This window comes from Pseudomonas sp. Sample_23, assembly GCF_004307595.1.
In the GTDB taxonomy this organism is placed as follows: Bacteria; Pseudomonadota; Gammaproteobacteria; order Pseudomonadales; family Pseudomonadaceae; genus Aquipseudomonas; species Aquipseudomonas atacamensis.
Genome location: NZ_RCNX01000070.1, coordinates 1 through 25633 on the forward strand (window position 1 = coordinate 1; position 25633 = coordinate 25633).

The following is a 25633-nucleotide window of genomic DNA, read 5'->3' on the forward strand; positions in this document are numbered from 1 at the left end:
TCTTCATGCAACGCAAAGTCCGGCCCGACTCAAAATCAGTCACGGAGAAATTCAGCCACCTTCTGTGCAGCACCCGCCAAATGATCGGAGTGCGTAAAGCCAGAAGCCTTGAGCGGCTTCAAATCATGATCCCCCGCCACCAACCAAAACACCTCAATCCCCGGCGCTAACGAATACCCCTCAACCGCCTCGCGATTCCCCAGAGCATCCCGCTCCCCCTGCACAATCAACGTCCGAGTCTTCAAACCAGCCAAATGCTCAACCCGAGGCTTCTCCGGCTTCCCCACCGCATAAAACGGATACCCCAGACATACCAACGCATCCACCCCCAACTCATCCGCCACCAGACTCGCCATCCGCCCGCCCATCGACTTGCCGCCAACAGCCAAAACCCCAGCGACATGACGCCGCACAAGCGCAAACACCTCCCGCCAACATTCCTTCAACTTGCCAGCAGGATTCGGCGGCCGCTTCACCCCATCCACCCGCCGCTGCGCCATATACGGAAACTCAAAGCGCAACACGTTGACCCCAAGCCCGGCAAGGCGCCCAGCCATGTCGTTCATCCACTCGCTATCCATCGGCGCACCCGCCCCGTGGGCCAGAATAAGCGTTGCTGAAGCCTCACCAACAGCGGCATCCCATAGCCACCCATGATCGAGCACACACTGCGCCCATTGATCCCCGTCAATACTGGCCTTGTGCTGTTTGTCCATGCTTGCCTCGCTTTTAGTCTGCCTATAACTCCAGGCGAAGGATTCGCGCTGTTTGCGCGCTCACTTCGGCTGAACCGTGGATGGGGAACCATGAACACTTCTATCAGTACCGCCTACAACTACAAGGTGGTCCGCCAATTCGCCATTATGACGGTGGTGTGGGGCATCGTCGGCATGGGCCTCGGGGTTTTTCTCGCGGCGCAATTGGTCTGGCCGGAACTCAACTTCAATTTGCCCTGGACCAGTTTCGGCCGTCTGCGCCCGCTGCACACCAACGCGGTGATCTTCGCCTTCGGTGGCTGCGCGCTGTTCGCCAGCTCTTTTTATTCGGTGCAACGCACCTGCCAGACGCAATTGTTCGCGCCGCAAATCGCCGCGTTCTGCTTCTGGGGCTGGCAACTGGTGATCCTGCTGGCGGCGATCAGCCTGCCGCTGGGTTACACCAGCTCCAAGGAATACGCCGAACTGGAATGGCCGATCGACATCCTGATCACCATCGTCTGGGTCGCCTACGCGATCGTGTTCTTCGGCACGATCATGCAGCGCAAGACCAAGCACATCTACGTGGGCAACTGGTTCTTCGGCGCGTTCATCATCACCGTGGCGATTCTGCACATCGTCAACAACCTCGAGTTGCCGGTGAGTTTCACCAAGTCCTACTCGGTGTACGCCGGTGCAACCGACGCCATGGTGCAATGGTGGTATGGCCACAACGCCGTGGGCTTTTTCCTCACCGCCGGCTTCCTCGGCATGATGTATTACTTCGTGCCGAAACAGGCCGAGCGTCCGGTGTACTCGTATCGCCTGTCGATCGTGCACTTCTGGGCCTTGATCACCCTGTACATCTGGGCCGGCCCGCACCACTTGCACTACACCGCGCTGCCGGACTGGGCGCAATCGCTGGGCATGGTGATGTCGCTGATCCTGCTGGCACCGAGCTGGGGCGGCATGATCAACGGCATGATGACCCTCTCGGGCGCCTGGCATAAGTTGCGCAGCGACCCGATCCTGCGCTTCCTAGTGGTGTCGCTGGCGTTCTACGGCATGTCGACCTTCGAAGGTCCGATGATGGCCATCAAGACGGTAAACGCCCTCTCCCACTACACCGACTGGACCATCGGCCACGTACACGCCGGCGCCCTCGGCTGGGTGGCGATGATCTCGATCGGCGCGCTGTACCACATGATCCCGAAAATCTTCGGCAAGGCGCAGATGCACAGCGTTGGCCTGATCAACGCGCATTTCTGGCTCGCGACCATCGGCACCGTGCTCTACATCGCCTCGATGTGGGTCAACGGCATCGCCCAGGGCCTGATGTGGCGCGCAGTCAACGAGGACGGCACGCTGACCTATTCCTTCGTCGAAACCCTGGTGGCCAGCCATCCGGGCTTTGTCGTGCGGCTGATCGGCGGGGCGATTTTCTTAAGCGGCATGTTGCTGATGGCTTACAACACCTGGCGCACCGTGCGGGCCTCGCAGCCTGCCGACGTCGTCGCTGCCGCGCAGATGGCCTGAGGAGTCCGCCATGAAACACGAAACGATTGAAAAGAACGTCGGCCTGCTGATGCTGCTGATGGTGTTCGCCGTGAGCATCGGCGGCCTGACCCAGATCGTCCCGCTGTTCTTCCAGGACGTCACCAACAAACCGGTGGAAGGCATGAAGCCCTACACCGCGCTGCAACTGGAAGGCCGCGACATCTACATCCGCGAAGGCTGCGTCGGTTGCCACTCGCAGATGATCCGCCCGTTCCGCGCTGAAACCGAACGCTACGGCCACTACTCGGTTGCCGGCGAAAGCGTCTGGGATCACCCGTTCCTGTGGGGTTCGAAACGTACCGGTCCGGACCTCGCCCGGGTTGGTGCGCGCTACTCGGATGACTGGCACCGCGCGCACTTGTACAACCCGCGCAACGTTGTGCCGGAGTCGAAGATGCCGGCCTATCCATGGCTGGTCACCCAAGCGGTCGACAGCAGCCACACCGAAACCAAGCTGAAAACCATGCGCACCCTCGGCGTGCCGTACACCGACGACGACATCAGCGGCGCGGTCGCCAGCCTCAAGGGCAAGACCGAAATGGACGCCCTCGTTTCCTATCTGCAAGTGCTCGGCACTGCGATCAAGAGCAAGAGGTGAGCCATGGTCATTGAAATGAGTGCAGGCCTGATCCGCGGCCTCGGCACGGTCGTGGTGTTCGTCGCCTTCGTCGGTTTGACCTTGTGGGTGTTCAACCGCAAGCGCACCCCGGAATTCGCCGAAGCACGCCTGCTGCCGTTCGCCGACGAGCCACTACCCGAAACAATTTCAGCCCCTGAAACAAGGAGTACCCGGCCATGACCACCTTCTGGAGTACGTGGATCTGCGTACTGACCATTGGCAGCCTGATCGGCCTGACCTGGCTGCTGATCGGCACCCGTCGGGGCGAGACCAAGGGCAGCGTCGACCAGACCATGGGCCACAGCTTCGACGGCATCGAGGAGTACGACAACCCGCTGCCGCAGTGGTGGTTCATGCTGTTCGCCGGCACGCTGGTGTTCTCGGTGGGTTATCTGATTCTCTATCCGGGCCTGGGCAACTGGAAAGGCATCCTGCCCGGTTACGAGGATGGCTGGACCGGCGTGCACGAATGGGAAAAGGAAATGAACAAGGCCGACGCACGGTTCGGGCCGATCTTCGCCAAATTCGCGGCGATGCCCCTGGAAGAAGTGGCCAAGGATCCGCAGGCGCTGAAAATGGGCGGTCGACTGTTCGCCTCCAACTGCTCGGTGTGCCACGGCTCGGATGCCAAGGGCGCGTTCGGCTTCCCTAACCTTGCTGACAGCGACTGGCGCTGGGGCGGCGATGCCGAGACGATCAAAACCACCATCATGGGTGGGCGGATGGCGGCGATGCCGGCCTGGGGCGAAGTGCTCGGTGAGGCTGGGGTGAAAAACGTTGCCGCTTATGTGCGCCACGAACTGGCCGGCCTGCCGCTACCCGCCGACAGCAAGGCAGATCTGCAAGCCGGGCAGCAAGCGTTCAGTACCACTTGCGTTGCCTGTCATGGCGCCACCGGCCAGGGCACTGCGGCGATGGGCGCGCCAAACCTGACCCATCCGGCCGGCTTCATTTATGGCACCAGCCTGACCCAACTGGAACAGACCATTCGCCATGGTCGTCAGGGGCATATGCCAGCGCAGAACGAATTGCTGGGCAACGACAAAGTGCAATTGCTTGCCGCTTATGTGTACAGCCTTAGCCGCGGATTGAACACAGAAAAACTGATAACTGAAGACAGCAACAAATAGCAATTGCGTACACCACTGCCGCAGCTTTCTCGCTGCGGCAGTTTCCCGCCCCTTTGCGACGCATTGTCGCACCCCTTGGATCCTCTCCTTTCGGAACCCCGGATTCGGGTCTACGCTTCATCGAAGCGGACCGGCTGAAGTCGGTTTCCAGATCAATCCCGAACGATGCGCGCCGTGAACCGGCTGATGGATTCGCCGCAAACGCAGGTAGATAACGGCTGTTGCGCTGATTGCCCGCAATTCCCCGATCACGACCTGTGAACGGGCACCGTAGACGGCGATCCGGATTGCGAGCTTTTTACGCGCACTGCGACATTTTGTCAGAGGCCATTTTTGACCCTACGCGGCGCATGGAAAGGCCGCAGAATCAGCGTTGGAAAGCATTGACCCAGGTCATGGCGCGTTGCAATGACCCCCTGCTTTATACATACTTGCGGCCGATTTTATCCCTATAAAAATACCCAAACCGTGGAACCTTAGAATGAGCACAGCAATCAGTCCGACTGCTTATAACTATAAGGTAGTCCGCCAGTTCGCCATCATGACGGTGGTCTGGGGGATCCTTGGCATGGGGCTCGGTGTCTTCATCGCCTCGCAACTGGTCTGGCCGGAACTGAACTTCGGTCTGCCGTGGACGAGCTTTGGACGCTTGCGCCCGTTGCACACAAACCTGGTGATTTTCGCCTTCGGCGGTTGTGCACTGTTTGCCACTTCCTACTATGTCGTGCAGCGAACCTGCCAGACGCGACTGATTTCCGACAGCCTCGCAGCCTTCACCTTCTGGGGCTGGCAAGCGGTCATCGTCGGCGCAATCATTACCTTGCCACTGGGTTACACCACCACCAAGGAATACGCTGAACTGGAATGGCCGATCGCGATTCTGCTGGCGATTGTCTGGGTCACTTACGGTCTGGTGTTCTTCGGCACTATCACCAAGCGCAAAACCAAGCACATCTATGTCGGCAACTGGTTCTACGGCGCGTTCATCGTCGTCACCGCGATGCTGCACATCGTCAACCACATGTCGCTGCCGGTCAGCCTGTTCAAGTCGTATTCGGCTTACTCCGGTGCCACTGACGCGATGATCCAGTGGTGGTACGGCCACAACGCGGTGGGTTTCTTCCTGACCACCGGTTTCCTCGGGATGATGTACTACTTCGTGCCGAAACAGGCCGAACGTCCGATCTACTCCTATCGTCTGTCGATCGTTCACTTCTGGGCGCTGATCACCCTGTACATCTGGGCCGGCCCGCACCACCTGCACTACACCGCCCTGCCGGACTGGGCACAATCGCTGGGCATGGCGATGTCGATCATTCTGCTGGCGCCAAGCTGGGGCGGCATGATCAACGGCATGATGACCCTGTCGGGCGCCTGGCATAAGTTGCGCACCGACCCGATCCTGCGCTTCCTCGTGGTATCGCTGGCGTTCTACGGCATGTCGACCTTCGAAGGGCCGATGATGGCGATCAAGACCGTCAACTCGCTCTCGCACTACACCGACTGGACCATCGGCCACGTACACGCCGGCGCCCTCGGTTGGGTAGCGATGATCTCGATCGGCGCGATCTACCACATGATCCCGAAACTGTTCGGCCGGGCGCAGATGCACAGCACCGGGCTGATCAACGCGCACTTCTGGCTCGCCACCATCGGCACCGTGCTTTACATCGCCTCGATGTGGGTCAACGGCATCACCCAGGGCCTGATGTGGCGTGCAATCAACGATGACGGCACCCTCACCTACTCGTTCGTCGAAGCGCTGCAGGCCAGCCACCCGGGCTTCATCGTCCGTGCGCTGGGCGGTGCTTTCTTTGCCAGCGGCATGCTGCTGATGGCTTACAACGTGTACCGCACCGTTCGTGCGTCGGATCCGGTTGAAGCCGAAGCCGCCGCCAAGATTGCCGTCGTTGGAGCTCACTGATGAAGCATGAAGCTGTCGAGAAGAATATTGGCCTGCTGGCCTTCTTCATGGTCATCGCCGTCAGCGTCGGTGGCCTGACCCAAATCGTTCCGCTGTTCTTCCAGGACGTCACCAACAAGCCGGTCGAGGGCATGAAGCCGCGCTCGGCGCTGGAACTGGAAGGCCGCGACGTGTACATCGCCAACGGTTGTGTCGGCTGCCACTCGCAGATGATCCGCCCGTTCCGCGCTGAAACCGAACGCTACGGCCACTATTCGGTGGCCGGTGAAAGCGTCTGGGACCACCCGTTCCTGTGGGGCTCCAAACGTACCGGTCCGGACCTGGCCCGCGTGGGCGGTCGTTACTCCGATGACTGGCAACGTGCGCACTTGTACAACCCGCGCAACGTGGTCCCCGAGTCGAAAATGCCGGCTTACCCGTTCCTCGTGGAAAACAAGCTCGACGGCAAGGAAACCGCGAAAAAAATGGAAGTCTTGCGCACCCTCGGCGTGCCTTACACCGACGAAGACATCGCCGGTGCACAGGATGCCGTGAAGGGCAAAACCGAAATGGACGCGCTGGTGGCCTATCTGCAAGGCCTGGGCACCATCATCAAAAGCAAACGGTGAATCTGATGGATATCGGGATGATTCGAGGCCTGGGCACCGTGGTCGTGATGGTGGCCTTCATCGGTCTGGCCTTGTGGGTGTTCAGCCCCAAGCGCAAGTCGGAATTCGACGACGCGACCATGCTGCCTTTTGCCGATGATCCCGAAGCCGTCAAGCACGTCGAGCAAGCTTCTAGGAGTAACAAAGAATGACTACATTCTGGAGTCTGTACGTCACAGTCCTCAGTCTCGGTACGATCTTCGCCCTGACCTGGCTGCTGCTGTCGACCCGCAAGGGCCAGCGCAGCGAACAGACGGACGAGACGGTCGGCCACTCCTTCGACGGGATCGAGGAGTACGACAACCCGCTGCCGAAATGGTGGTTCATGCTGTTCGTCGGCACCATCATTTTTGCCCTGGGTTATCTGGTTCTGTACCCGGGTCTGGGCAACTGGAAAGGTCTGCTGCCGGGCTACAACTATCTGGATACCGAGAAGCAGACCGCGTTCGCCAACGGCCAGACCGGCTGGACCGGCGTCCACGAGTGGGAAAAGGAAATGGCCCGTTCGGACGCGCGCTTCGGTCCGATTTTCGCCAAGTTCGCGGCGATGCCGATCGAAGAAGTCGCCAAGGATCCGCAAGCACTGAAGATGGGCGGCCGTCTGTTCGCCTCCAACTGCTCGGTGTGCCACGGTTCCGACGCCAAGGGCGCCTATGGCTTCCCCAATCTGACCGACGCCGACTGGCGCTGGGGCGGTGAGCCGGAAACCATCAAGACCACCATCATGGGCGGCCGCCACGCGGTGATGCCGGCGTGGGCGGAAGTGATCGGTGAGCAAGGCGTGGCTGACGTAGCGGCCTTCGTGGTGACCAATCTCGACGGGCGCAAACTGCCGGAAGGCACCAAGGCCGACCCGGCCAACGGCCAGAAACTCTTCGCCGCCAACTGCGTGGCTTGCCACGGCCCTGCCGGTAAAGGCACGCCGGCCATGGGTGCGCCTGACCTGACCCATCCGGGCGCATTCATCTACGGCTCGAGCTTCGCGCAACTGCAGCAGACCATCCGCTACGGCCGTCAGGGCCAGATGCCGGCTCAGGAACAACTGCAGGGCAATGACAAGGTGCACCTGCTGGCGGCGTATGTTTACAGCCTGTCTCACGGTGAAAAAGCACCGGAGGCGAAGGCTGAGTAAAGCCAACGCTTGAAGCAAAAAAGGCCACGCCAATGGGAATTGGCGGGGCCTTTTTTCATGCTGGCATTCACGATTCGAAACGCTTGCTCGATGGACCTGAGCTGAGATGCACGGTAGGTTTTTTTTCGCCCCGATAAGCCATATCGGCTCCACTTCAAGGATGAAGCCCCAATGTCGAAAGACGACCAAAGCACACTGCAAAATCAGCCTCAGCCCGGCTCTACCCATAGGGCAGGGTTCGAACGATCATCTGTGAAACCGTTACTCGAGGTATCGCAGAAAACCATGATAAGCCCAGGTAACGGTGGCGGACTCGACGGCCTCGGCGGCGGTAGATTGCTCTGACAAGGGCAGCAAAAAACACCGAATTTACGCCCTATATCCAGCGCCTCGCGTCTTGGCGGGAGGCGCTTTTGCCGGTGCCCTTATGAAAGTGACAAACCGATTGTCCTCGAACTGACTGATGAATACCCCGCCCTATCAGCGGCGGGGCTTTTGTCAGGGGCGTTGGGCGAAGATTGAATGCACCACAGTGGTGTCGATCAACGTTCGATTGCGCCATTGGTTGTTCTTCACCAGGTACACCTGGAGTTGCTTGCGATCCTCAGTGAAACTGGCAATCAGATAGGTTTGCTGAGAGGTACTGCCACTCAGGTACATGGGCACGTTACCTTGCTGATAGGCATCACCTCCGTCCTCGTGCAAATGGCCGGCAAAAATCGCTGTCACTCGATATTTGTTAACCATGTCGTAGAAGCGTTTCTGTTGCGCCTGGGTTCCCATGTGGTTCAACGGTTTATGCATGTTGATGATGATGGCGTAGCCCGACGCTCGCGCCAGCCTGAGATCCGTCTCGAGCCAGTCCAGAGCATCGTTGATTTCGAACGTCGTCGGGTTCAATGGATGAGCAATCCGGGCGGTATAGGTCGGTTCGTTGTTGAGCTGAACCATATGCACTTCACCGATATTTTTCGAATAGGCGAGACTGCCCGAATAGGTCTTGCTCAGAAAGCCACTGGTAATCTTCAGATCGAAGTTATCGACCTTACCTTCATGATGCTCTTTGAACTCGACGATACTTCCTGCCGCACAGCTATTGCTAAAGCAATCATCGACATTGTTTTCATAGTCGTGATTACCAAGGCCGTAGAGATATTCGCCCTTGAAATGTTTATCCAGCAGATCCTTCATGAACGAGCGCTGCCAGCCATGCCCGAATGCGGTTATATCACCATTGATCATCAAGGGAACCTGCGCTTGAGAGCCGTGTTGATTTCTGAATTCGGCAATGCTCGCAAGTTGGGTTTCCACCAGCCATTTCGAGCGCTCCTTGAATTCGGAATCGGATTCGGGTATGCGGCGATCGGTCTTGTCCGTCCACGGATATTGAGTATCCGAAGCAAACACCATGTGTTTCGGCATGTCAGTAGTGGCCTGAGCGGTAATAGCCGAAGCTAACATCCAGGCACCCACAAAGATTCTCTTGAGATTATTCAAATTCATGCTTTTAAATTCCATTTAAGTTAACTATCAATACGCAAAAGAATTTCGCGAGAGCAAAACTTATGCGAACACAGCTAAAACTTCAAAGCATTCATAAACAACAATCAAGTTTATATGTTTCAATCCCGATAACTTGCGACATGCAACCCAATTAAAATCTGCGGCCTCTTGTAGCCGCAGTGGCAATAACGGACGGTTTGTCGTTCAACTTGCGACATCGACGGTTGTTGCTTGAACAAGCGATTGAAAAGATGAACTAGCCGCTTCGGCAAAACCGTCCATACTCAACAAGTCAATTGATCTGCGTCAGGCTTTTGCGCAATCGCTACACCATCCGCATTTTTTACCCAACGCGACCAAAGGTCGCACCCTTGAGCCAGAGCGGCAGGCGTATCATCACGCTACTGCAACAGCCCTTTTTGACTTCGGTTGGCACGTATCGACCGAGGCATTTTTCCACTGCCGTGGGATGCAATGATGAGCAATCAGATTCCGGTACACGACGTCACGCCGCCGAGCAAGAACGCGAACAACAGCGTCGACCTTTATGCCTCACGAGAAAAAATCTACACCCGTGCCTTCACCGGCGTGTTCCGCAATCTGCGGATGCTTGGCGGTGCGGCGTTGTTTCTGCTGTATTTCGGCACGGTGTGGCTGAACTGGGGCGGTCACCAAGCGGTGTGGTGGAACCTGCCGGAGCGCAAGTTCTTCATTTTCGGCGCGACCTTCTGGCCACAGGATTTCATCCTGCTCTCGGGGCTGTTGATCATCGCCGCGTTCGGCCTGTTCTTCATAACTGTCTATGCCGGGCGCGTCTGGTGCGGTTATACCTGCCCGCAGAGCGTGTGGACGTGGATTTTCATGTGGTGCGAAAAGGTCACCGAAGGCGACCGCAACCAGCGCATCAAGCTCGACAAGGCGCCGATGAGCGCCAACAAATTCCTGCGCAAACTGGCCAAGCATTCGCTGTGGCTGCTGATCGGTTTTGTCACCGGCATGACCTTTGTCGGCTACTTCTCGCCGATCCGCGAACTGGTCATCGAGTTCTTTACCGGCCAGGCCGATGGCTGGTCGTATTTCTGGGTCGGTTTTTTCACCCTCGCCACGTACGGCAATGCCGGCTGGTTGCGTGAGCAGGTGTGCATCTACATGTGCCCGTATGCGCGCTTCCAGAGCGTGATGTTCGACAAGGACACGCTGATCGTTTCCTACGACCCGCGCCGTGGCGAAAGCCGTGGGCCGCGCAAGAAAGGCATCGACTACAAGGCGCTGGGGCTGGGCGATTGCATCGACTGCACGATGTGCGTGCAGGTCTGCCCGACCGGCATCGACATCCGCGATGGCCTGCAGATCGAGTGCATCGGCTGCGCTGCGTGCATCGATGCCTGCGACAGCATCATGGACAAGATGGATTACCCGCGCGGGCTGATCAGCTACACCACCGAACACAACCTCTCCGGGCAGAAAACCCATAAACTGCGACCGCGCCTGATCGGCTACGCCGTAGTGCTGCTGGCGATGATCAGCCTGTTGGTCGCCGCGTTCTTCATGCGCTCACTGGTCGGTTTCGACGTCAGCAAGGACCGCGTGCTGTACCGCGAAAACGCTGAAGGCCGGATCGAAAACGTCTACAGCCTGAAGATCATGAACAAAGATCAGCGCGATCACACTTACCTGCTGGAAGCCGAGGGCCTGCCGGACCTGCACCTGCAAGGCAAGCGCGAGATCAAGGTGGCCGCCGGCGATATCGTCAGCATGCCGGTCGAGTTGTCCAGCGCACCGGAACAACTGCCATCGAGCACCAACGAGGTGAAATTCATCCTCAAGGACGCCGATGACAACAGCGTCCACGTTGAAGCCAAGAGCCGATTCATCGGCCCACAAATCCGTTGAGAGAATTTTGAACATGCCCGCTGCAAACGCCGCAAGTCCCTGGTACAAGCACCTCTGGCCGTGGATCATCATCGCGATTCTGGCCTGCTCGGTGGCCTTGACCCTGTCCATGGTGACCATCGCGGTGAACAACCCGGACAATCTGGTCAACGACAACTATTACGAAGCGGGCAAAGGCATCAACCGTTCACTGGATCGCGAGCTGCTGGCGCAAACCCTGAAACTGCGTGCAGTGGTGCATCTGGATGACGTGACCGGGGAAGTCGATTTGCGCTTGAACGGTGACAGCCAGCCGCAAACCCTGGAACTGAACCTGATCTCGCCGACCCAGCCGGAGAAGGATCGCAAGATTGTTTTGACCCGCAGTGGCAGCGAGAGCGGGCGCTACATCGGCCAGTTGAGCGACAAGGTCGAAGGGCGGCGCTTTGTCGAGTTGCTCGGCAGCCAGGATGAGCACGTGTGGCGCATGTTTGAAGAAGAGCTGGTCAGCCATGACAAGGAACTGCTGCTGGGTGATGAGCCATTGCAGGGTGCGGAAGATCTGAAAAAATAAGCCTTTTACTCTGATCGTTCCCACGCTCTGCGTGGGAACGCAGCCAGGGACGCTCCGCGTCCCAGCCGAAGCGGACGCGGAGCGTCCGGGGAGGCATTCCCACGCGGAGCGTGGGAACGATCATCGGAACGCGCACCATGACCAGCCCAACCCCCTGCTACCACTGCGCCCTGCCCGTCCCGTCCGGCAGCCGCTTCACCGCCGTCGTCCTCGGGCAGGCCCGCGAATTCTGCTGCCCGGGCTGTCAGGCGGTGGCCGAAGCCATTGTCGCCGGTGGTCTGGAAAGCTATTACCAGCATCGCAGCGAAGCGTCGGCCAATCCCGAAGCGCTGCCGGTGCAACTGACGGATGAACTGGCGCTGTACGACCGCGCCGACGTGCAGCAACCCTTCGTGCGCCACGAAGGCGATCTGGCCGAAACCACCCTGTTGATGGAAGGCATCAGTTGCGCCGCTTGCGGCTGGCTGATCGAGAAACACCTGCGCACCCTGCCCGCCGTCGCCGAAGCGCGGTTGAACCTGTCCAACCATCGCCTGCACGTACGCTGGGCCGACGCACAATTGCCGCTGAGCCAGATCCTCGCCGAACTGCGCCACATTGGTTACGCTGCTCACCCCTATCAGGCCGACCGCGCCAGCGAACAACTGGCCAGCGAGAATCGCCTGGCCCTGCGCCAGCTCGGCGTCGCCGGGTTGCTGTGGTTTCAGGCGATGATGGCGACCATGGCCACCTGGCCGGAATTCAACATCGATCTGAGCCCGGAGCTGCACACAATCCTGCGCTGGGTCGCGCTGTTTCTCACCACACCCATCGTGTTCTACAGCTGCGCGCCGTTCTTCAAAGGCGCGATGCGCGATTTGCGTACCCGCCACCTGACCATGGACGTGTCGGTGTCGCTGGCGATCGGCAGCGCTTATATCGCCGGGATCTGGACGTCGATCACCGGCGTCGGCGAGCTGTACTTCGATGCGGTCGGCATGTTCGCCCTGTTTCTTTTGGCCGGACGCTATCTGGAACGTCGCGCCCGCGAACGCACCGCTGCTGCCACCGCGCAACTGGTCAATCTGTTACCGGCCTCGTGCCTGCGCCTGGATAGCGATGGCCAGAGCGAACGCATCCTGCTCAGCGAGTTGCGTGTAGGCGAGCGGATTCTGGTGCAGCCGGGCTCGATTCTGCCGGCTGACGGCAAGATCATCGACGGCCAGTCGAGCATCGACGAATCGCTGCTGACCGGCGAATACCTGCCACAGCCACGCACGCTCGGTGATGCGGTCACTGCGGGCACGCTCAACGTCGAAGGCGCATTGACCGTCCAAGTGCAGGCGCTGGGACAGGACACGCGTCTCTCCGCGATCGTGCGCCTGCTCGATCGCGCTCAGGCGCAGAAACCGCGTCTGGCGGAAATCGCCGACCGCGCCGCGCAATGGTTTTTGCTGCTGTCGCTGATTGCTGCGGCAGTGATCGGCCTGCTGTGGTGGCAGCTGGACTCAGCGCGGGCGTTCTGGATCGTCCTCGCCATGCTGGTAGCGACCTGCCCGTGCGCGCTGTCATTGGCGACGCCGACCGCCCTCACTGCCGCCACCGGCACCCTGCACAAACTCGGCCTGCTGCTGACACGCGGCCATGTGCTGGAAGGCTTGAACCAGATCGACACAGTGATCTTCGACAAGACCGGCACGCTCACTGAAGGCCGCTTGGTGCTGCGCTCGATTCGCCCGCTCGGCGCGCTCGACAGCGAGCAATGCCTGAGCCTTGCCGCTGCGCTGGAAAACCGTTCGGAACACCCGATTGCCCGCGCTTTCGGGCGTGCGCCGCTGGCCGCTGAGGACGTACACAGCACACCGGGGCTTGGCCTGGAGGGCGTGGTCGGTGAGCAACGCTTGCGCATCGGTCAGGCCGAATTTGCCTGCGCCCTGAGCGGCGCGGCACTGCCGTCAATGCCTGATGAAGCCGGACAATGGTTGCTGCTCGCTGACACCCACGGGCCGCTGGCGTGGCTGGTGCTCGATGATCGCCTGCGTGACGATGCCCCCGCTCTGCTCGCGGCTTGCAAAGCGCGGGGCTGGCGCACCTTGCTGTTGTCCGGCGACAGTTCGCCGATGGTCGCCAGTGTCGCCGCCGAACTGGGCATCGACGAGGCTCGTGGCGGCTTGCGCCCCGATGACAAACTGCAAGTGCTGCAACAACTGCACACGGAAGGACGCAAAGTGTTGATGCTTGGTGACGGCGTCAACGACGTGCCGGTACTGGCTGCGGCCGATATCAGCGTGGCGATGGGCTCGGCCACCGATCTGGCGAAAACCAGCGCCGATGCGGTGTTGCTGTCCAACCGCCTCGACGCCCTGGTACAAGCCTTCACACTGGCGCGGCGCACGCGCCGGGTAATCATCGAAAACCTGCTGTGGGCGGCGCTGTACAATGGCCTCATGTTGCCGTTCGCCGCCCTCGGCTGGATCACTCCGGTGTGGGCGGCGGTCGGCATGTCGATCAGTTCGCTGACCGTGGTGCTCAACGCCCTGCGCCTGACTCGCCTGCCGAGCGCGCCGGCCGCCGGCAGCCCGACCCAAACCCGCCCGCTGCCGGCCTGAGCCGCGCGGGCCTGGAGTTACCGATGCCAGCTCTCTATGTGATGATTCCCGCTGCCTTGCTGATCGTCGCCATCGCCGTGTACATCTTCTTCTGGGCGGTGGACAGCGGCCAGTACGACGACCTCGACGGCCCGGCACACAGCATCCTTTTTGACGATCAGGATCCCAACCACACCGCTGCGGTGGACGAAGCCAACGCCGGCAAACCGGACGACAAGGCGCCACCCCATGCTTGAACTGGCGCCCCTGCTGGTCTCGGCGCTGATCCTCGGTCTGCTCGGTGGCGGCCATTGTCTGGGCATGTGCGGCGGCCTGATGGGCGCGCTGACCCTGGCGATTCCCAAGGAGCAGCGCAGCCGGCGCTTTCGTCTGTTGCTGGCGTATAACCTGGGGCGGATTTTCAGTTATGCCACGGCGGGATTGCTCATCGGCCTGGCCGGCTGGGCAGTCGCCAACAGCCCGGCGGCGCTGTTCATGCGCGTACTGGCCGGGTTGCTGCTGATCGCTATGGGTTTGTACCTCGCCGGCTGGTGGAGCGGGTTGACGCGTATCGAAGCGCTCGGGCGTGGCTTGTGGCGTTTCATTCAACCGGTGGCGAATCGCTTGCTGCCGGTTTCCAGCCTGCCGCGTGCCTTGCTGCTCGGCGCACTGTGGGGCTGGCTGCCGTGCGGGCTGGTTTACAGCACCTTGCTGTGGAGCGCGAGTCAAGGCAATGCGCTGGACAGTGCGTTGCTGATGCTCGCTTTCGGCCTCGGCACCTGGCCGGTGCTGCTCGGCACCGGGCTGGCGGCTGAACGGGTGACGGCGATCTTGCGCAAACGCAGCGTGCGCATGGCGGGGGGCTTGCTGGTGATTCTGTTTGGCTTATGGACCCTTCCCGGCCCGCATCAGCATTGGCTTATGGGCCATTAAATGTGTGACGCGGCCTTCGCGAGCAGGTTCGCTTTCACAGGTCTTGAGTACGCTGCAAATCCAATGTGGGAGCGAGCCTGCTCGCGAAGACGCCCGCACGAACAACACAAATCCTCGCCGTTGATGCAAATCAAGATGCCCTGTAACGCCCTCCCCTAGACTCGCCACACTGCCAGCCTATCCGGGGGAATGCCCGCATGCTCGACGCCATTCGTTGGGACTCTGATCTGATCCGCCGCTACGATCTGGCGGGGCCACGCTACACCTCGTACCCGACCGCCGTGCAATTTCACGGTCAGGTCGGCACTTTCGACCTGTTCCATGCCCTGCGCGACAGCCGCAAGGCGCAGCGGCCGTTGTCGCTGTACGTGCATGTGCCGTTCTGCGCGAACATTTGTTACTACTGCGCTTGCAACAAGGTCATCACCAAGGATCGCGGCCGTGCGCAGCCGTATCTGCAACGGCTCGAGCAGGAAATCCAGTTGATTGCCTGCCACCTCGACCCGGCGCAAACCGTCGAGCAGCTGCATTTCGGTGGCGGCACACCGACCTTTCTCAGCCACGACGAATTGCGCCAGCTGATGGCGCACCTGCGCAAGCATTTCAATCTGCTCAACGATGACTCGGGCGATTACGGCATCGAAATCGACCCCCGCGAAGCCGACTGGTCGACCATGGGCCTGCTGCGCGAACTGGGTTTCAATCGGGTCAGCATTGGCCTGCAAGACCTTGACCCGGCGGTGCAGCGCGCAGTCAATCGCCTGCAAAGCCTGGAAGAAACCCGCGCGGTGATCGATGCGGCGCGCACTTTGCAGTTTCGCTCGATCAACATCGATCTGATTTATGGCCTGCCGAAGCAGACACCGGACAACTTCGCCCGCACCGTCGAGGAAGTGATCAGTCTGCAACCGGATCGCCTTTCGGTATTCAACTACGCACACCTGCCGGAACGCTTCATGCCGCAACGGCGGATCAACAGCAGCGACTTGCCGAGCCCGGCGCACAAGCTGGAAATGCTCCAGCGCACCATCGAGCAACTGACCGCTGCCGGCTACCGCTACATCGGCATGGACCACTTCGCCCTGCCTGATGACGAACTGGCGATTGCCCAGGAAGAGCACACCCTGCAACGCAACTTCCAGGGCTACACCACCCACGGCCATTGCGACCTGATTGGCCTGGGCGTGTCGGCGATCAGCCAGATCGGCGATCTGTACTGCCAGAACAGCAGCGACCTCAACGCGTATCAGAACAGCCTGGCCAGCGCGCAGCTGGCGACCAGTCGCGGCCTGGTGTGCAACGCTGACGACCGCTTGCGCCGCGCAGTGATCCAGCAACTGATCTGCAATTTCAAACTTGAGTTCGCCGAGATCGAGCAGCAGTTCAACATCGATTTTCAAGGCTACTTCGGCGCGCTCTGGCCGCAGTTGCAAGGTATGGCCGAGGATGGCCTGATCAGGTTCGAGCGCGAGCGCATCGAGGTGCTGCCGGCTGGCCGATTGCTGGTGCGCTCGGTGTGCATGGTCTTCGATGCGTACCTGGAGCAGCAGAACCGCCAGCGTTTCTCCCGAGTGATTTAAGGCTTGGTCAGCAACGAGCCGACCTTGAGGTTCTGATCAGGGTTGAGCGCCGACTGGTTCATGACTTTCGACAAGGAAAGGTTGGCGGTGATCAGGCCGCTGTTGAGGGCGGCGATGGCGCCACGTAATGCGGCGAGCTTGTTGATCTTTTCCTCGTTGGAGAGGGTTCTGTCTGACATGACCGCCGCCATGCGGGCTTTTTTCTCGATGATTTCTTTTTGGATCTTGCGAATCATCTTCAGCAACTGTTGGATGTTCTCCGGTAAGCCACTGTTGTCGATGTCACTGTTTTCGCCGCCGACAGCGGCGGATTTGGCGATGGCCGCGCCGGACAGCGACACTTTGACGCCCTCGACCAAGGTCGGGGTTGCCGCATTCGACAAGGCGTCGTCGCGGTCGATTGCAGCGTCGGGACCGGTTACCTCCGGCGAAGCAGCAATGCCGCTGCTACCGGGGCTTAGCGTGCCAATGGCGGTCATCGGGGCCTTCCTTGGATGAGTACTGATAGTGGGTTATCGGCCGCAGCTGCTGCGGCTTTATGTCTGTAGGACAACGCCGCCGCGTGCTGGCCTGAATGTCCTTCCGTGGGTTACCCTTACGGCTTATGTGTGTTTTCCCACAAGGATTGAAGAAATGTCCGAGCCAGTCAAACTGCGCGCTCACAACCAGGCCCACTGCAAGGATTGCAGCCTGGCCCCGCTCTGCCTGCCACTTTCTCTGAATCTGGAAGACATGGATGCGCTCGACGAAATCGTTAAACGCGGCCGCCCGCTGAAGAAAGGCGAGTTCCTGTTCCGCCAGGGCGACACCTTTGATTCCGTTTATGCAGTCCGCTCTGGTGCCCTGAAGACTTTCAGCCTGAGCGATGCCGGCGAAGAACAGCTGACCGGTTTCCACCTGCCGAGCGAACTGGTCGGACTGTCGGGCATGGACACCGAAAAACACCCGGTCTCGGCCCAGGCGCTGGAAACCACTTCGGTCTGCGAAATCCCCTTCGAACGCCTCGACGAACTCGCGCTGCAATTACCACAACTGCGCCGCCAGTTGATGCGGGTGATGAGCCGCGAGATTCGCGACGATCAGCAAATGATGCTGCTGCTGTCGAAGAAGACCGCCGACGAGCGCATCGCTACTTTTCTGGTCAACCTGTCGGCACGTTTCCGTGCTCGCGGCTTCTCGGCCAACCAGTTCCGGCTGAGCATGTCGCGCAATGAAATCGGCAATTACCTGGGCCTGGCGGTGGAAACCGTGTCGCGGGTGTTCACCCGTTTCCAGCAGAACGAGCTGATTGCCGCCGAGGGCAAGGAGATCCACATCCTCGACCCGATCCAGTTGTGCGCGCTGGCTGGCGGTTCGATCGAAGGCTGATCACGACCCGCGGTTGAGCGAATCGTTTCAGCCGCGGGTATACTGCGCCGTTTGCAGCCCTGCCAGGACACCCCGATGGTCTTCGACTCCTTCGACATCAAATCCCTGATCCGCCCCGTGATCGACTTTCCGAAACCGGGCGTGATCTTTCGCGACATCACCCCGCTGTTCCAGTCGCCGACGGCCCTGCGCCTGGTGATGGACAGCTTCGCCCACCGCTATGTCGAAGCCGACTTCACCCACATCGGCGCCATGGATGCCCGTGGTTTTCTGATCGGTTCGGTACTGGCCTATCAGTTGAACAAGCCACTGGTGCTATTCCGCAAGCAAGGTAAATTGCCGGCGGACGTGCTCGCCGAAGGTTATGCGACCGAATACGGCGAAGCGTTCCTGGAAGTGCACGCCGACAGCCTGTGCGAAGGCGATTCGGTGGTGATGTTCGATGACCTGATCGCTACCGGCGGCACGCTGATCGCAGCGGCCAACCTGATTCGCCGCATGGGCGCGCGGGTGCATGAAGCGGCGGCCATCATTGATCTGCCAGAGCTGCAAGGCTCGCAGCGCTTGCAGGATATGGGTATCCCGACGTTCTGCCTGACGCAGTTTGCGTTGACTGATAAATAATCAAGATCTAAAGATTGATCGTTCCCACGCTCCGCGTGGGAATGCCTCTAGGGACGCTCTGCGTTCCAGCTTGCGATAGGGACGCGGAGCGTCCCGGGCTGCATTCCCACGCAGAGCGCGGGAACGATCATGCATCGGACGATCTTTTGCTTTTAGAGCCCCATCTGCTTGCTGATGATTTCATTCATCACTTCCCGCGTCCCGCCGCCAATCGACAGAATGCGGTTATCCCGATACAGCCGCTCCACCAGGCTTTCACGCATGTAACCGAGCCCGCCAAGAATCTGCACGGCTTCGGTGGTGATCCGGTCCGAGGTGTCGGTGGCGAAGTTCTTTGCCATGGAAATTTCCTTGATTACGCTGTGCCCCGCCGCCATTTTTGCCGCTTGCCGATACGTGAACTCGCGCGACACTTCCAGCGCCGTGGCCATTTCGGCGAGGCGATGTTTGATCACTTGAAATTTGCCGATGGGTTTGCCGAACGCCTCACGCTCGCGCGCCCACTTGAGGCTCTCCTCCAGCGCCAATTGCGCCGTCATGTTGGCCATCAGCGCCAGCGCCAGCCGTTCGCTCTGGAAATTGCCCATGATGCAGGCGAAGCCCATGTTCTCTCCGCCAATGAGGTTTCCTACAGGCACGCGGCAATCGTCGAAGAACAATTCAGCGGTGTCCGACGCCCACCAGCCCATTTTCTTCAATTGCCGACCGACACTGAAACCCGGCGTGCCCTTCTCGATCAGCAACAGACTGATACCGCCGAACCCCGGCGCACCGGTACGCACCGCGACGGTGTAGAAATCCGCGCGCACACCGCTGGTGATGAAAGTTTTGCTGCCACTGACCCGGTAGCAGTCACCGTCACGCACGGCGCGGGTTTGCAAGTTGGCGACGTCGGAGCCGCCGCCGGGCTCGGTGACTGCCAGCGCGCTGATTTTCTCGCCGCTGAGCACCAGCGGTACCACCCGCTCGCGAACTTCAGGCCGCGCCCATTTGACGATCGGCGGCAGGCCGATATCCAGCGAACCCAACCCCGCCACCAGGCCACCAGACCCACAGCGCATCAGCTCTTCACTGGCGGCGACCTTGGCGAACAGATCGCCTTCATGGCTGCCGCCGAGCGCCTCGGGATAGCCGATACCGAGAATGCCCGCCGCACCGGCCTTGAGGTACAGCTCACGGGGAAAGCTTTCGGCTTCTTCCCACTGATTAATGTCCGGCAGGATCTCGCGTTCGACGAAACGTCTGACGCTGTCGCGGACCAATTGATGGCTGGGGTCGAAGTATTCCTGAAAGGCAGGCATGGGCGAGCTCCACGGAAGGGTTCGCCGACGTTAACCGAGCGCTTGCTTGGTTATCAATGAAATTCTGTGAATCAGATGGACCGCGGCGCGCCATTCGCGAGCAGGCTCGCTCCCACAGGGGATTTGTGAACGACACACAACCAATGTGGGAGCGAGCTTGCTCGCGAAGGCGTCAGTTCAGACGCCGCAAATTCAGAGGGAAATCGGTTTACGCCCGGCAAACGAATGCGCCAGCGTGCCGCCGTCGACCAGCTCCAGCTCACCGCCCAGCGGCACGCCGTGGGCAATCCGCGAGGCGACCAGGCCTTTGTTGTTGAGCAACTGCGCGATGTAGTGCGCCGTCGCCTCGCCTTCCACGGTCGGGTTGGTGGCGAGGATGACTTCGGTAAAGGTCCCCGCCTCTTCTATCCGCGCCATCAGTTGCGGAATGCCGATCGCTTCCGGCCCCAGGCCATCCAGCGGCGACAAGTGCCCCTTGAGCACGAAATAGCGGCCACGGAAGCCGGTCTGCTCCACCGCATAAACGTCCATCGGCCCTTCGACTACGCACAGCAGCGTGTCATCGCGGCGCGGGTCGGCGCATTGCGGGCACAGATCGTCTTCGGTCAGCGTGCGGCATTGGCGGCAGTGGCCGACGCCTTCCATGGCCTGGCTCAAGGCCTGGGCCAGACGGGTGCCGCCGCTGCGATCACGTTCGAGCAACTGCAACGCCATGCGCTGAGCGGTTTTCTGACCCACGCCTGGCAAGGTGCGCAGAGCGTCGATCAGTTGGCGAATCAAGGGGCTGAAGCTCATGGGTAAACAGTCCGACTAAACAACGAGACGCGGTTTATACCCGCGCCTCTGGCCAGCGTCAAATCCTCAGTCCTGGGCGACCCGGACCACCAGTTTGCCGAAGTTGCGCCCTTCCAGCAGACCGATGAACGCCTCGGGCGCCTGCTCCAGGCCTTCGACCACGTCCTCGCGGAATTTCACCTTGCCGTCGCGTACCCACGGCACCATGTGGCTGATGAATTCCGGCTGACGATCACCGTAATCGTCGAAGACGATGAAGCCCTGAATACGCACACGCTTGGTGAGCAATGTGCGTTGCAGTATCGGCAGGCGATCCGGGCCGGTCGGCGCTTCGGCGGCGTTGTAGCCGGCGATCAGGCCGCACAACGGAATGCGCGCCTTGGGATTGAGCAACGGCAAGACTGCGTCGAAGACATGGCCGCCGACGTTCTCATAATAAATGTCGATGCCGTTGGGACAGGCCTTGGCCAATTGCTCGGCGAAGTCGTCGGCCTTGTGGTCGATGCAGGCATCAAAACCCAGCTCCTCAACGACGTATTTGCACTTCTCGGCCCCACCGGCCACACCGACCGCGCGCAGACCTTTGATCTTCGCCACTTGCCCGACCACCGAGCCGACGGCGCCGGACGCCGCAGCCACCACCAGGGTTTCGCCTTCTTTCGGCTGGCCGATGTCCATCAGGCCCATGTACGCGGTCATGCCCGGCATACCCAGCACCCCGAGGGCCATCGACGGGCTCGGCAGGCCGGCCGGGATCGGCATGATGTTGCGACCGTCGCTGATGCTGTGGCTCTGCCAACCGGTGGCGCCAACCACCAGATCACCAGTGTGGAATTTCGGATGATTGGACTGCTCGACCCGGCTGACCGCGCCGCCAGTCATGACTTCGCCGATTTGCACTGGCGCAGCGTAGGACGGTGCGTCGCTCATACGTCCGCGCATGTACGGGTCGAGCGACAGGTACAGGGTTTTCAACAGCACCTGACCGTCCTGCAGATCCGGCAGCGCCTCGCGCTCGAGACGAAAGTTCTCCGGGGTCGGCGCGCCGGTCGGGCGCGAGGCGAGGACGAAGCGTTGATTGAGGGTGAGAGGGTCGGACATGTCAGCGTCTCCTGTGAATGGGGAATTCGGTGTATAGGGAGCAGACCTTGGTAGCGGTGGTGTGTTCGATGTTTCTTCAGTTTTGCCGAGGTGACTTCATTCGCGAGCAGGCTCGCTCCCACAGGGGAATGCATTCCAAATGTGGGAGCGAGCCTGCTCGCGAAGGCGTCAGTCCAGCCGGCATATGTCCATCAGGCAGAAACAAAAATGCCAGGCACAATGCCTGGCATTTTGTGTAGCTCATCTGCCGCCCAAAGGCGAATCAGAATGGCAGTTTCATACCCGCTGGCAGGTTCATGCCGGCGGTCATGCTGCCCATTTTTTCCTGGCTGTTGGCTTCGATCTTGCGCACGGCGTCGTTGACGGCGGCAGCGACCACGGCTTCCAGCATTTCTTTGTCGTCTTCGCTCAGGCCTTCGACCAGGCTTGGGTCGATGCTCACGCTTTTGACGTCGTGACGACCGGTCATCACCACGGTGACCATGTCGCCGCCGGCCTTGCCGGTGACTTCGGCGTTGGCCAGTTCTTCCTGCATCTTGGCCATTTTTTCCTGCATCTGCTGCGCCTGCTTCATCAGGCCGGCCATGCCACCTTTCATCATGGGAATCACCTCAAACGTACTTGGATAAAACAGCGCCCGGCCATCTTGGCCGAGCACCTTCAGTTATTAGCCTTGGGTGACCAAGGCGTCGACAGGTTCAATAGTATCGCTTCGCACCACCGCGCCGAACTGCTGAACCATCTGCTGGATGAACGGATCACCGTGGATCGATTCCTCCGCCTCACGCTGGCGATTGGCGCGGCGGCGCGAGGCGGCCTGGGCCGGGGTTTCCTGCTCAGGCTTGATCAGCTCGATGGTCAGGGTCAGCGTGCGCCCGTGGAACTGGTTCAACGCGTCGTTGAGACGACGCTGTTGCGTGGCGTTGAACAGGGCGCTGTGGGCCGGGTCAAGGTGCATCAGCCAGTGATCGCCATCGACCGCAATCAATGTGCAGTTGGCGGCGATGCTGCCGGTCATGCCGGAAATCGGCAGCTTCGGGAACAGCTCCAGCCATTGCAGGGCCAGACCGGTGGCCGGCGCGGCGGCAGGTTCCGGCTCGGGCTCAGGCTCGGGATCAGCGGCGTGTTCGCTGGCCAGTTCGTCGAGGTAGCTGTAGGCCGAATCCATGTCCGGCTCGATGTAGTCTTCATCCAGCGGCGGTTCGTCGTCCATGTCCATGCCCGGCGTAGCGGCATCGACCTCGGCGACGGACGGCTCGGGAATCGGCGCAGCGGCCCACTCCGGCGCATCCGGCACCACGCTGTCCGGGGTCGGCAGCGGCATCGGCGGCAGCTCGGGCTGCTCGCCAGCGGTTTCCAGCACTGGTTCGACGGCGGGTTGCTGAACGGGCGCAGGCTCGGCGTCGGCTTCCACCGGGTCGTTCCACGGCAGATCGACCGCGGCTTCGACGGCGACTGGCTCAGGCTCCGGTTGTGCTTCGACAACCGCAGCCACAGGTTCTGGCTCGGCAACCGGCGCCGCTACCGGTGCGGGCGCAGGTGTGGGCGCAACAGCCGCAGCGACCACCGGCGCAGGCTTCGGCGCGGCAGCCACTGAGTTTGCGGAATCAACTGTGGCCTGGCTGATCCCCACTGGCTTTAGCGGTTGCCTCGGTGCATCCGCTGTATCCGCCGGGCGGAACGCGAGCATCCGCAGCAAGACCATTTCGAAACCGCCGCGCGGGTCCGGCGCCAGCGGCAAATCGCGGCGCCCGATCAGGCCCATCTGGTAATAGAACTGCACATCTTCGGCCGGCAGTGCCTGGGCCAGGGCCAATACGCGATCACGGTCGCCGTGGCCATTGTCGACCCCTTCCGGCAGCGCCTGAGCGATGGCCACGCGGTGCAGCACGTTAAGAATTTCCGAGAGCACGCCGTTCCAGTCCGGACCTTGCTCGGCCAGATGCCGCACGGCTTCGAGCAGCGCCTTGGCATCGCCTTCGATCAGCGCATGCAGCACGTCATAGACCTGACCGTGATCCAGCGTGCCGAGCATCGCGCGCACGTCGGTCGCGAGGACCTTGCCTTCACCGAACGCGATGGCCTGATCGGTCAGGCTCATGGCGTCACGCATCGAGCCATCAGCAGCGCGGCCGAGCAGCCACAGTGCATCGTCTTCGAACGGTACGTTTTCTGCGGTCAGCACATGGGTCAAGTGCTCGACCACACGCTCGGGCGTCATGTTCTTCAGCGAGAACTGCAGGCAACGCGAAAGAATCGTTGCTGGAAGTTTCTGCGGATCGGTGGTCGCCAGGATGAACTTGACGTAGGGCGGCGGCTCTTCGAGGGTTTTCAGCAGCGCATTGAAGGAATGGCTGGAAAGCATGTGCACTTCGTCGATCAGGTAGACCTTGAAGCGCCCACGGCTTGGCGCGTACTGCACGTTATCGAGCAGTTCGCGGGTGTCTTCGACCTTGGTGCGGCTGGCGGCGTCGATCTCGATCAGGTCGACAAAACGCCCCTCATCGATCTCGCGGCACACCGAGCACTCGCCGCAGGGACTGGAGGTGATACCTGTCTCGCAGTTCAGGCACTTGGCAATGATCCGCGCGATGGTGGTCTTGCCGACCCCGCGCGTCCCGGTGAACAGGTAGGCGTGGTGCAGCCGTTGGCTGTCCAAGGCATTGATCAGAGCCTTGAGCACATGGGTCTGGCCGACCATTTCGCGGAACGAGCGTGGACGCCATTTACGTGCAAGAACCTGATAACTCATCGAAAACCGTCGCAGCGAAGGAAGCAGAAGCGGCTAATGCTAGCGGAGCAAGGGCAAAATTGCATCCGGTGTCCTCGTCTAATATGGCTAAGCTGCATCAGCAGAGGCTTTTATCAGCTCGGGATGGGGAATTACCGGAGCGTCTATGCGGTGGGCCGTGGCGGCATTGCTGGGTATCAGCCTCAACGCGATGGCAGCGCAAGCGCCGTTGCGCTTCGCCGTGCCGGACAGTTGGGCGATGCCGATGGTGCAACTGCAAGGCGGCAGACCGACCCAGGGCATTCTGCACGACGTCCTGCTCAGCCTGGCGACCCAGGTCGGCGCGCCAGCGCAATTCGTCGTCCTGCCGCGCGCGCGGGTACAGAGCGCCATGGAGCACGGCGACATCGACGTGCGCTGCTATGCCGCACAGTCGTGGCTGCCGAATCAGTCCGGCGATTACATCTGGAGCGTGCCGTTGTGGTTTCAGCGCGACCTGCTGATCAGCCGCAAGGAACAACCGGCGCAGATCAATCCCGCCCAGCTACCGCGCCAGGCCATCGGCACCGTTCTCGGCTACAGCTACCCTACCCTGCAACCGCTGTTCGACGCCGACCAGTTGCAACGCGAAGACGCGCGCAATCAGGAACAGGTACTGGAAAAGCTCCTAGCCGGGCGATATCGCTATGCGGTGAGCAATCAGTGGACGCTGGACTGGATCAATCAGCGCCTGTTGCCGGAGCAGCAGCTGCAAGGGGTCGCGGTGCTGCAGGAACAGAATATCGGCTGCTATGTGAGGAACGACCCGAACGTGCCGGTGCAGCGGATCCTGCGCACGTTGCTGCGGATGAAAATGTCCGGCGAGATCGACGACATAATCCGGTTGTACACCGGCGCCTCTTCAACCACACCCTAACCGCCTGTGGGAGCGAGCCTGCTCGCGAAAGCGGTATGTCAGGCGACACAGTTGTTGAACACGC

The 25633-nt window shown here is 60.6% G+C and carries 25 protein-coding genes; 17 read left to right on the forward strand and 8 right to left on the reverse strand.

Annotation, left to right across the window (positions count from 1 at the left end):
- Nucleotides 1–35 precede the first annotated feature (35 nt).
- Nucleotides 36–716 carry an alpha/beta family hydrolase gene (locus D8U82_RS18215; protein ID WP_130902686.1) on the reverse strand — a complete coding sequence of 227 codons (681 nt, stop codon included), beginning with the start codon at nt 714–716 and terminating at the stop codon, nt 36–38.
- 90 nt (nt 717–806) lie between these two features.
- Here D8U82_RS18215 and ccoN (D8U82_RS18220) point away from each other — a divergent pair, with 90 nt between their 5' ends.
- The 8 genes from ccoN (D8U82_RS18220) to ccoP (D8U82_RS18255) all read left to right on the forward strand — a co-directional run bounded on the left by ccoN (D8U82_RS18220) (nt 807) and on the right by ccoP (D8U82_RS18255) (nt 7704).
- Nucleotides 807–2231: a cytochrome-c oxidase, cbb3-type subunit I gene (gene ccoN, locus D8U82_RS18220; protein ID WP_024012337.1), complete on the forward strand. Its 1425-nt coding sequence runs from the start codon at nt 807–809 to the stop codon at nt 2229–2231.
- A 10-nt stretch (nt 2232–2241) separates the two neighbouring features.
- Nucleotides 2242–2850 carry a cytochrome-c oxidase, cbb3-type subunit II gene (ccoO, locus tag D8U82_RS18225; RefSeq protein WP_003223389.1) on the forward strand — a complete coding sequence of 203 codons (609 nt, stop codon included), beginning with the start codon at nt 2242–2244 and terminating at the stop codon, nt 2848–2850.
- Between the two features lie 3 nt (nt 2851–2853).
- The gene (locus tag D8U82_RS18230) at nt 2854–3051 is read left to right on the forward strand and encodes a cbb3-type cytochrome c oxidase subunit 3 (protein ID WP_016773878.1); all 198 of its coding nucleotides are present in this window, start codon (nt 2854–2856) and stop codon (nt 3049–3051) included.
- Nucleotides 3048–4001, forward strand: coding sequence for a cytochrome-c oxidase, cbb3-type subunit III (ccoP, locus tag D8U82_RS18235; RefSeq protein ID WP_125927764.1), 954 nt, complete (start codon nt 3048–3050; stop codon nt 3999–4001). The genes D8U82_RS18230 and ccoP (D8U82_RS18235) overlap by 4 nt, the downstream gene beginning before the upstream one ends.
- A 481-nt stretch (nt 4002–4482) precedes the next feature.
- Entirely contained in the window at nt 4483–5925 is a 1443-nt protein-coding gene (gene ccoN / locus D8U82_RS18240) for a cytochrome-c oxidase, cbb3-type subunit I (protein WP_024012334.1), read from the forward strand.
- Nucleotides 5925–6533 carry a cytochrome-c oxidase, cbb3-type subunit II gene (ccoO, locus tag D8U82_RS18245; protein WP_007917161.1) on the forward strand — a complete coding sequence of 203 codons (609 nt, stop codon included), beginning with the start codon at nt 5925–5927 and terminating at the stop codon, nt 6531–6533. The genes ccoN (D8U82_RS18240) and ccoO (D8U82_RS18245) overlap by 1 nt, the downstream gene beginning before the upstream one ends.
- 5 nt (nt 6534–6538) lie before the next feature.
- Entirely contained in the window at nt 6539–6724 is a 186-nt protein-coding gene (locus D8U82_RS18250; RefSeq protein ID WP_122705775.1) for a cbb3-type cytochrome c oxidase subunit 3, read from the forward strand.
- On the forward strand, nt 6721–7704 hold the full coding sequence (gene ccoP, locus D8U82_RS18255; RefSeq protein ID WP_024012333.1) for a cytochrome-c oxidase, cbb3-type subunit III: 984 nt from the start codon (nt 6721–6723) through the stop codon (nt 7702–7704). The genes D8U82_RS18250 and ccoP (D8U82_RS18255) overlap by 4 nt, the downstream gene beginning before the upstream one ends.
- Before the next feature lie 498 nt (nt 7705–8202).
- Here the strand turns inward: ccoP (D8U82_RS18255) and D8U82_RS18260 are convergent, their stop codons facing one another.
- Complete coding sequence (locus tag D8U82_RS18260) at nt 8203–9207, reverse strand: metallophosphoesterase (protein WP_130902687.1); 1005 nt, start codon at nt 9205–9207, stop codon at nt 8203–8205.
- Between the two features lie 477 nt (nt 9208–9684).
- Here D8U82_RS18260 and ccoG point away from each other — a divergent pair, with 477 nt between their 5' ends.
- From ccoG to hemN, 6 genes are all read left to right on the forward strand, one after another.
- Nucleotides 9685–11100 (forward strand): cytochrome c oxidase accessory protein CcoG, encoded by a 1416-nt coding sequence (gene ccoG, locus D8U82_RS18265; RefSeq protein WP_130902688.1) that lies wholly within the window; start codon nt 9685–9687, stop codon nt 11098–11100.
- Nucleotides 11101–11113: 13 nt separating this feature from the next.
- A complete protein-coding gene (locus D8U82_RS18270) occupies nt 11114–11653 on the forward strand; it encodes a FixH family protein (protein WP_024012329.1) in 540 nt (179 codons plus the stop codon).
- A 137-nt stretch (nt 11654–11790) separates the two neighbouring features.
- Entirely contained in the window at nt 11791–14241 is a 2451-nt protein-coding gene (locus tag D8U82_RS18280) for a heavy metal translocating P-type ATPase (protein ID WP_130902690.1), read from the forward strand.
- 23 nt (nt 14242–14264) lie between these two features.
- A complete protein-coding gene (gene ccoS / locus D8U82_RS18285; RefSeq protein WP_039763029.1) occupies nt 14265–14477 on the forward strand; it encodes a cbb3-type cytochrome oxidase assembly protein CcoS in 213 nt (70 codons plus the stop codon).
- Nucleotides 14470–15153 (forward strand): sulfite exporter TauE/SafE family protein, encoded by a 684-nt coding sequence (locus D8U82_RS18290; RefSeq protein WP_130902691.1) that lies wholly within the window; start codon nt 14470–14472, stop codon nt 15151–15153. The genes ccoS and D8U82_RS18290 overlap by 8 nt, the downstream gene beginning before the upstream one ends.
- 197 nt (nt 15154–15350) lie before the next feature.
- Nucleotides 15351–16733 (forward strand): oxygen-independent coproporphyrinogen III oxidase, encoded by a 1383-nt coding sequence (hemN, locus tag D8U82_RS18295; RefSeq protein ID WP_125927757.1) that lies wholly within the window; start codon nt 15351–15353, stop codon nt 16731–16733.
- On the opposite strand, the gene D8U82_RS18300 is transcribed toward hemN, so the two are convergent.
- Nucleotides 16730–17212 (reverse strand): hypothetical protein, encoded by a 483-nt coding sequence (locus D8U82_RS18300; protein ID WP_110646922.1) that lies wholly within the window; start codon nt 17210–17212, stop codon nt 16730–16732. The genes hemN and D8U82_RS18300 overlap by 4 nt on opposite strands.
- Nucleotides 17213–17366: 154 nt before the next feature.
- On the opposite strand from D8U82_RS18300, the gene fnr reads away from it, so the two are divergent.
- Nucleotides 17367–18101: a fumarate/nitrate reduction transcriptional regulator Fnr gene (gene fnr / locus D8U82_RS18305; protein WP_016773865.1), complete on the forward strand. Its 735-nt coding sequence runs from the start codon at nt 17367–17369 to the stop codon at nt 18099–18101.
- A gap of 75 nt (nt 18102–18176) precedes the next feature.
- Complete coding sequence (locus D8U82_RS18310) at nt 18177–18725, forward strand: adenine phosphoribosyltransferase (protein ID WP_024012326.1); 549 nt, start codon at nt 18177–18179, stop codon at nt 18723–18725.
- A 152-nt stretch (nt 18726–18877) separates the two neighbouring features.
- Here D8U82_RS18310 and D8U82_RS18315 read toward each other — a convergent pair whose 3' ends face one another.
- The 5 genes from D8U82_RS18315 to dnaX form a co-directional block, all read right to left on the reverse strand.
- Complete coding sequence (locus D8U82_RS18315; protein ID WP_130902692.1) at nt 18878–20026, reverse strand: acyl-CoA dehydrogenase family protein; 1149 nt, start codon at nt 20024–20026, stop codon at nt 18878–18880.
- 192 nt (nt 20027–20218) lie between these two features.
- A complete protein-coding gene (recR, locus tag D8U82_RS18320) occupies nt 20219–20821 on the reverse strand; it encodes a recombination mediator RecR (protein WP_016773861.1) in 603 nt (200 codons plus the stop codon).
- A gap of 66 nt (nt 20822–20887) precedes the next feature.
- A complete protein-coding gene (locus D8U82_RS18325) occupies nt 20888–21922 on the reverse strand; it encodes an NADP-dependent oxidoreductase (protein ID WP_130902693.1) in 1035 nt (344 codons plus the stop codon).
- A gap of 262 nt (nt 21923–22184) precedes the next feature.
- The gene (locus D8U82_RS18335; RefSeq protein WP_003223337.1) at nt 22185–22523 is read right to left on the reverse strand and encodes a YbaB/EbfC family nucleoid-associated protein; all 339 of its coding nucleotides are present in this window, start codon (nt 22521–22523) and stop codon (nt 22185–22187) included.
- Nucleotides 22524–22589: 66 nt separating this feature from the next.
- Entirely contained in the window at nt 22590–24674 is a 2085-nt protein-coding gene (gene dnaX / locus D8U82_RS18340) for a DNA polymerase III subunit gamma/tau (RefSeq protein ID WP_130887688.1), read from the reverse strand.
- A 145-nt stretch (nt 24675–24819) separates the two neighbouring features.
- Between dnaX and D8U82_RS18345 the strand changes: the two genes are divergently transcribed.
- Nucleotides 24820–25569 (forward strand): transporter substrate-binding domain-containing protein, encoded by a 750-nt coding sequence (locus tag D8U82_RS18345; protein ID WP_073474002.1) that lies wholly within the window; start codon nt 24820–24822, stop codon nt 25567–25569.
- Nucleotides 25570–25633 lie beyond the last annotated feature (64 nt).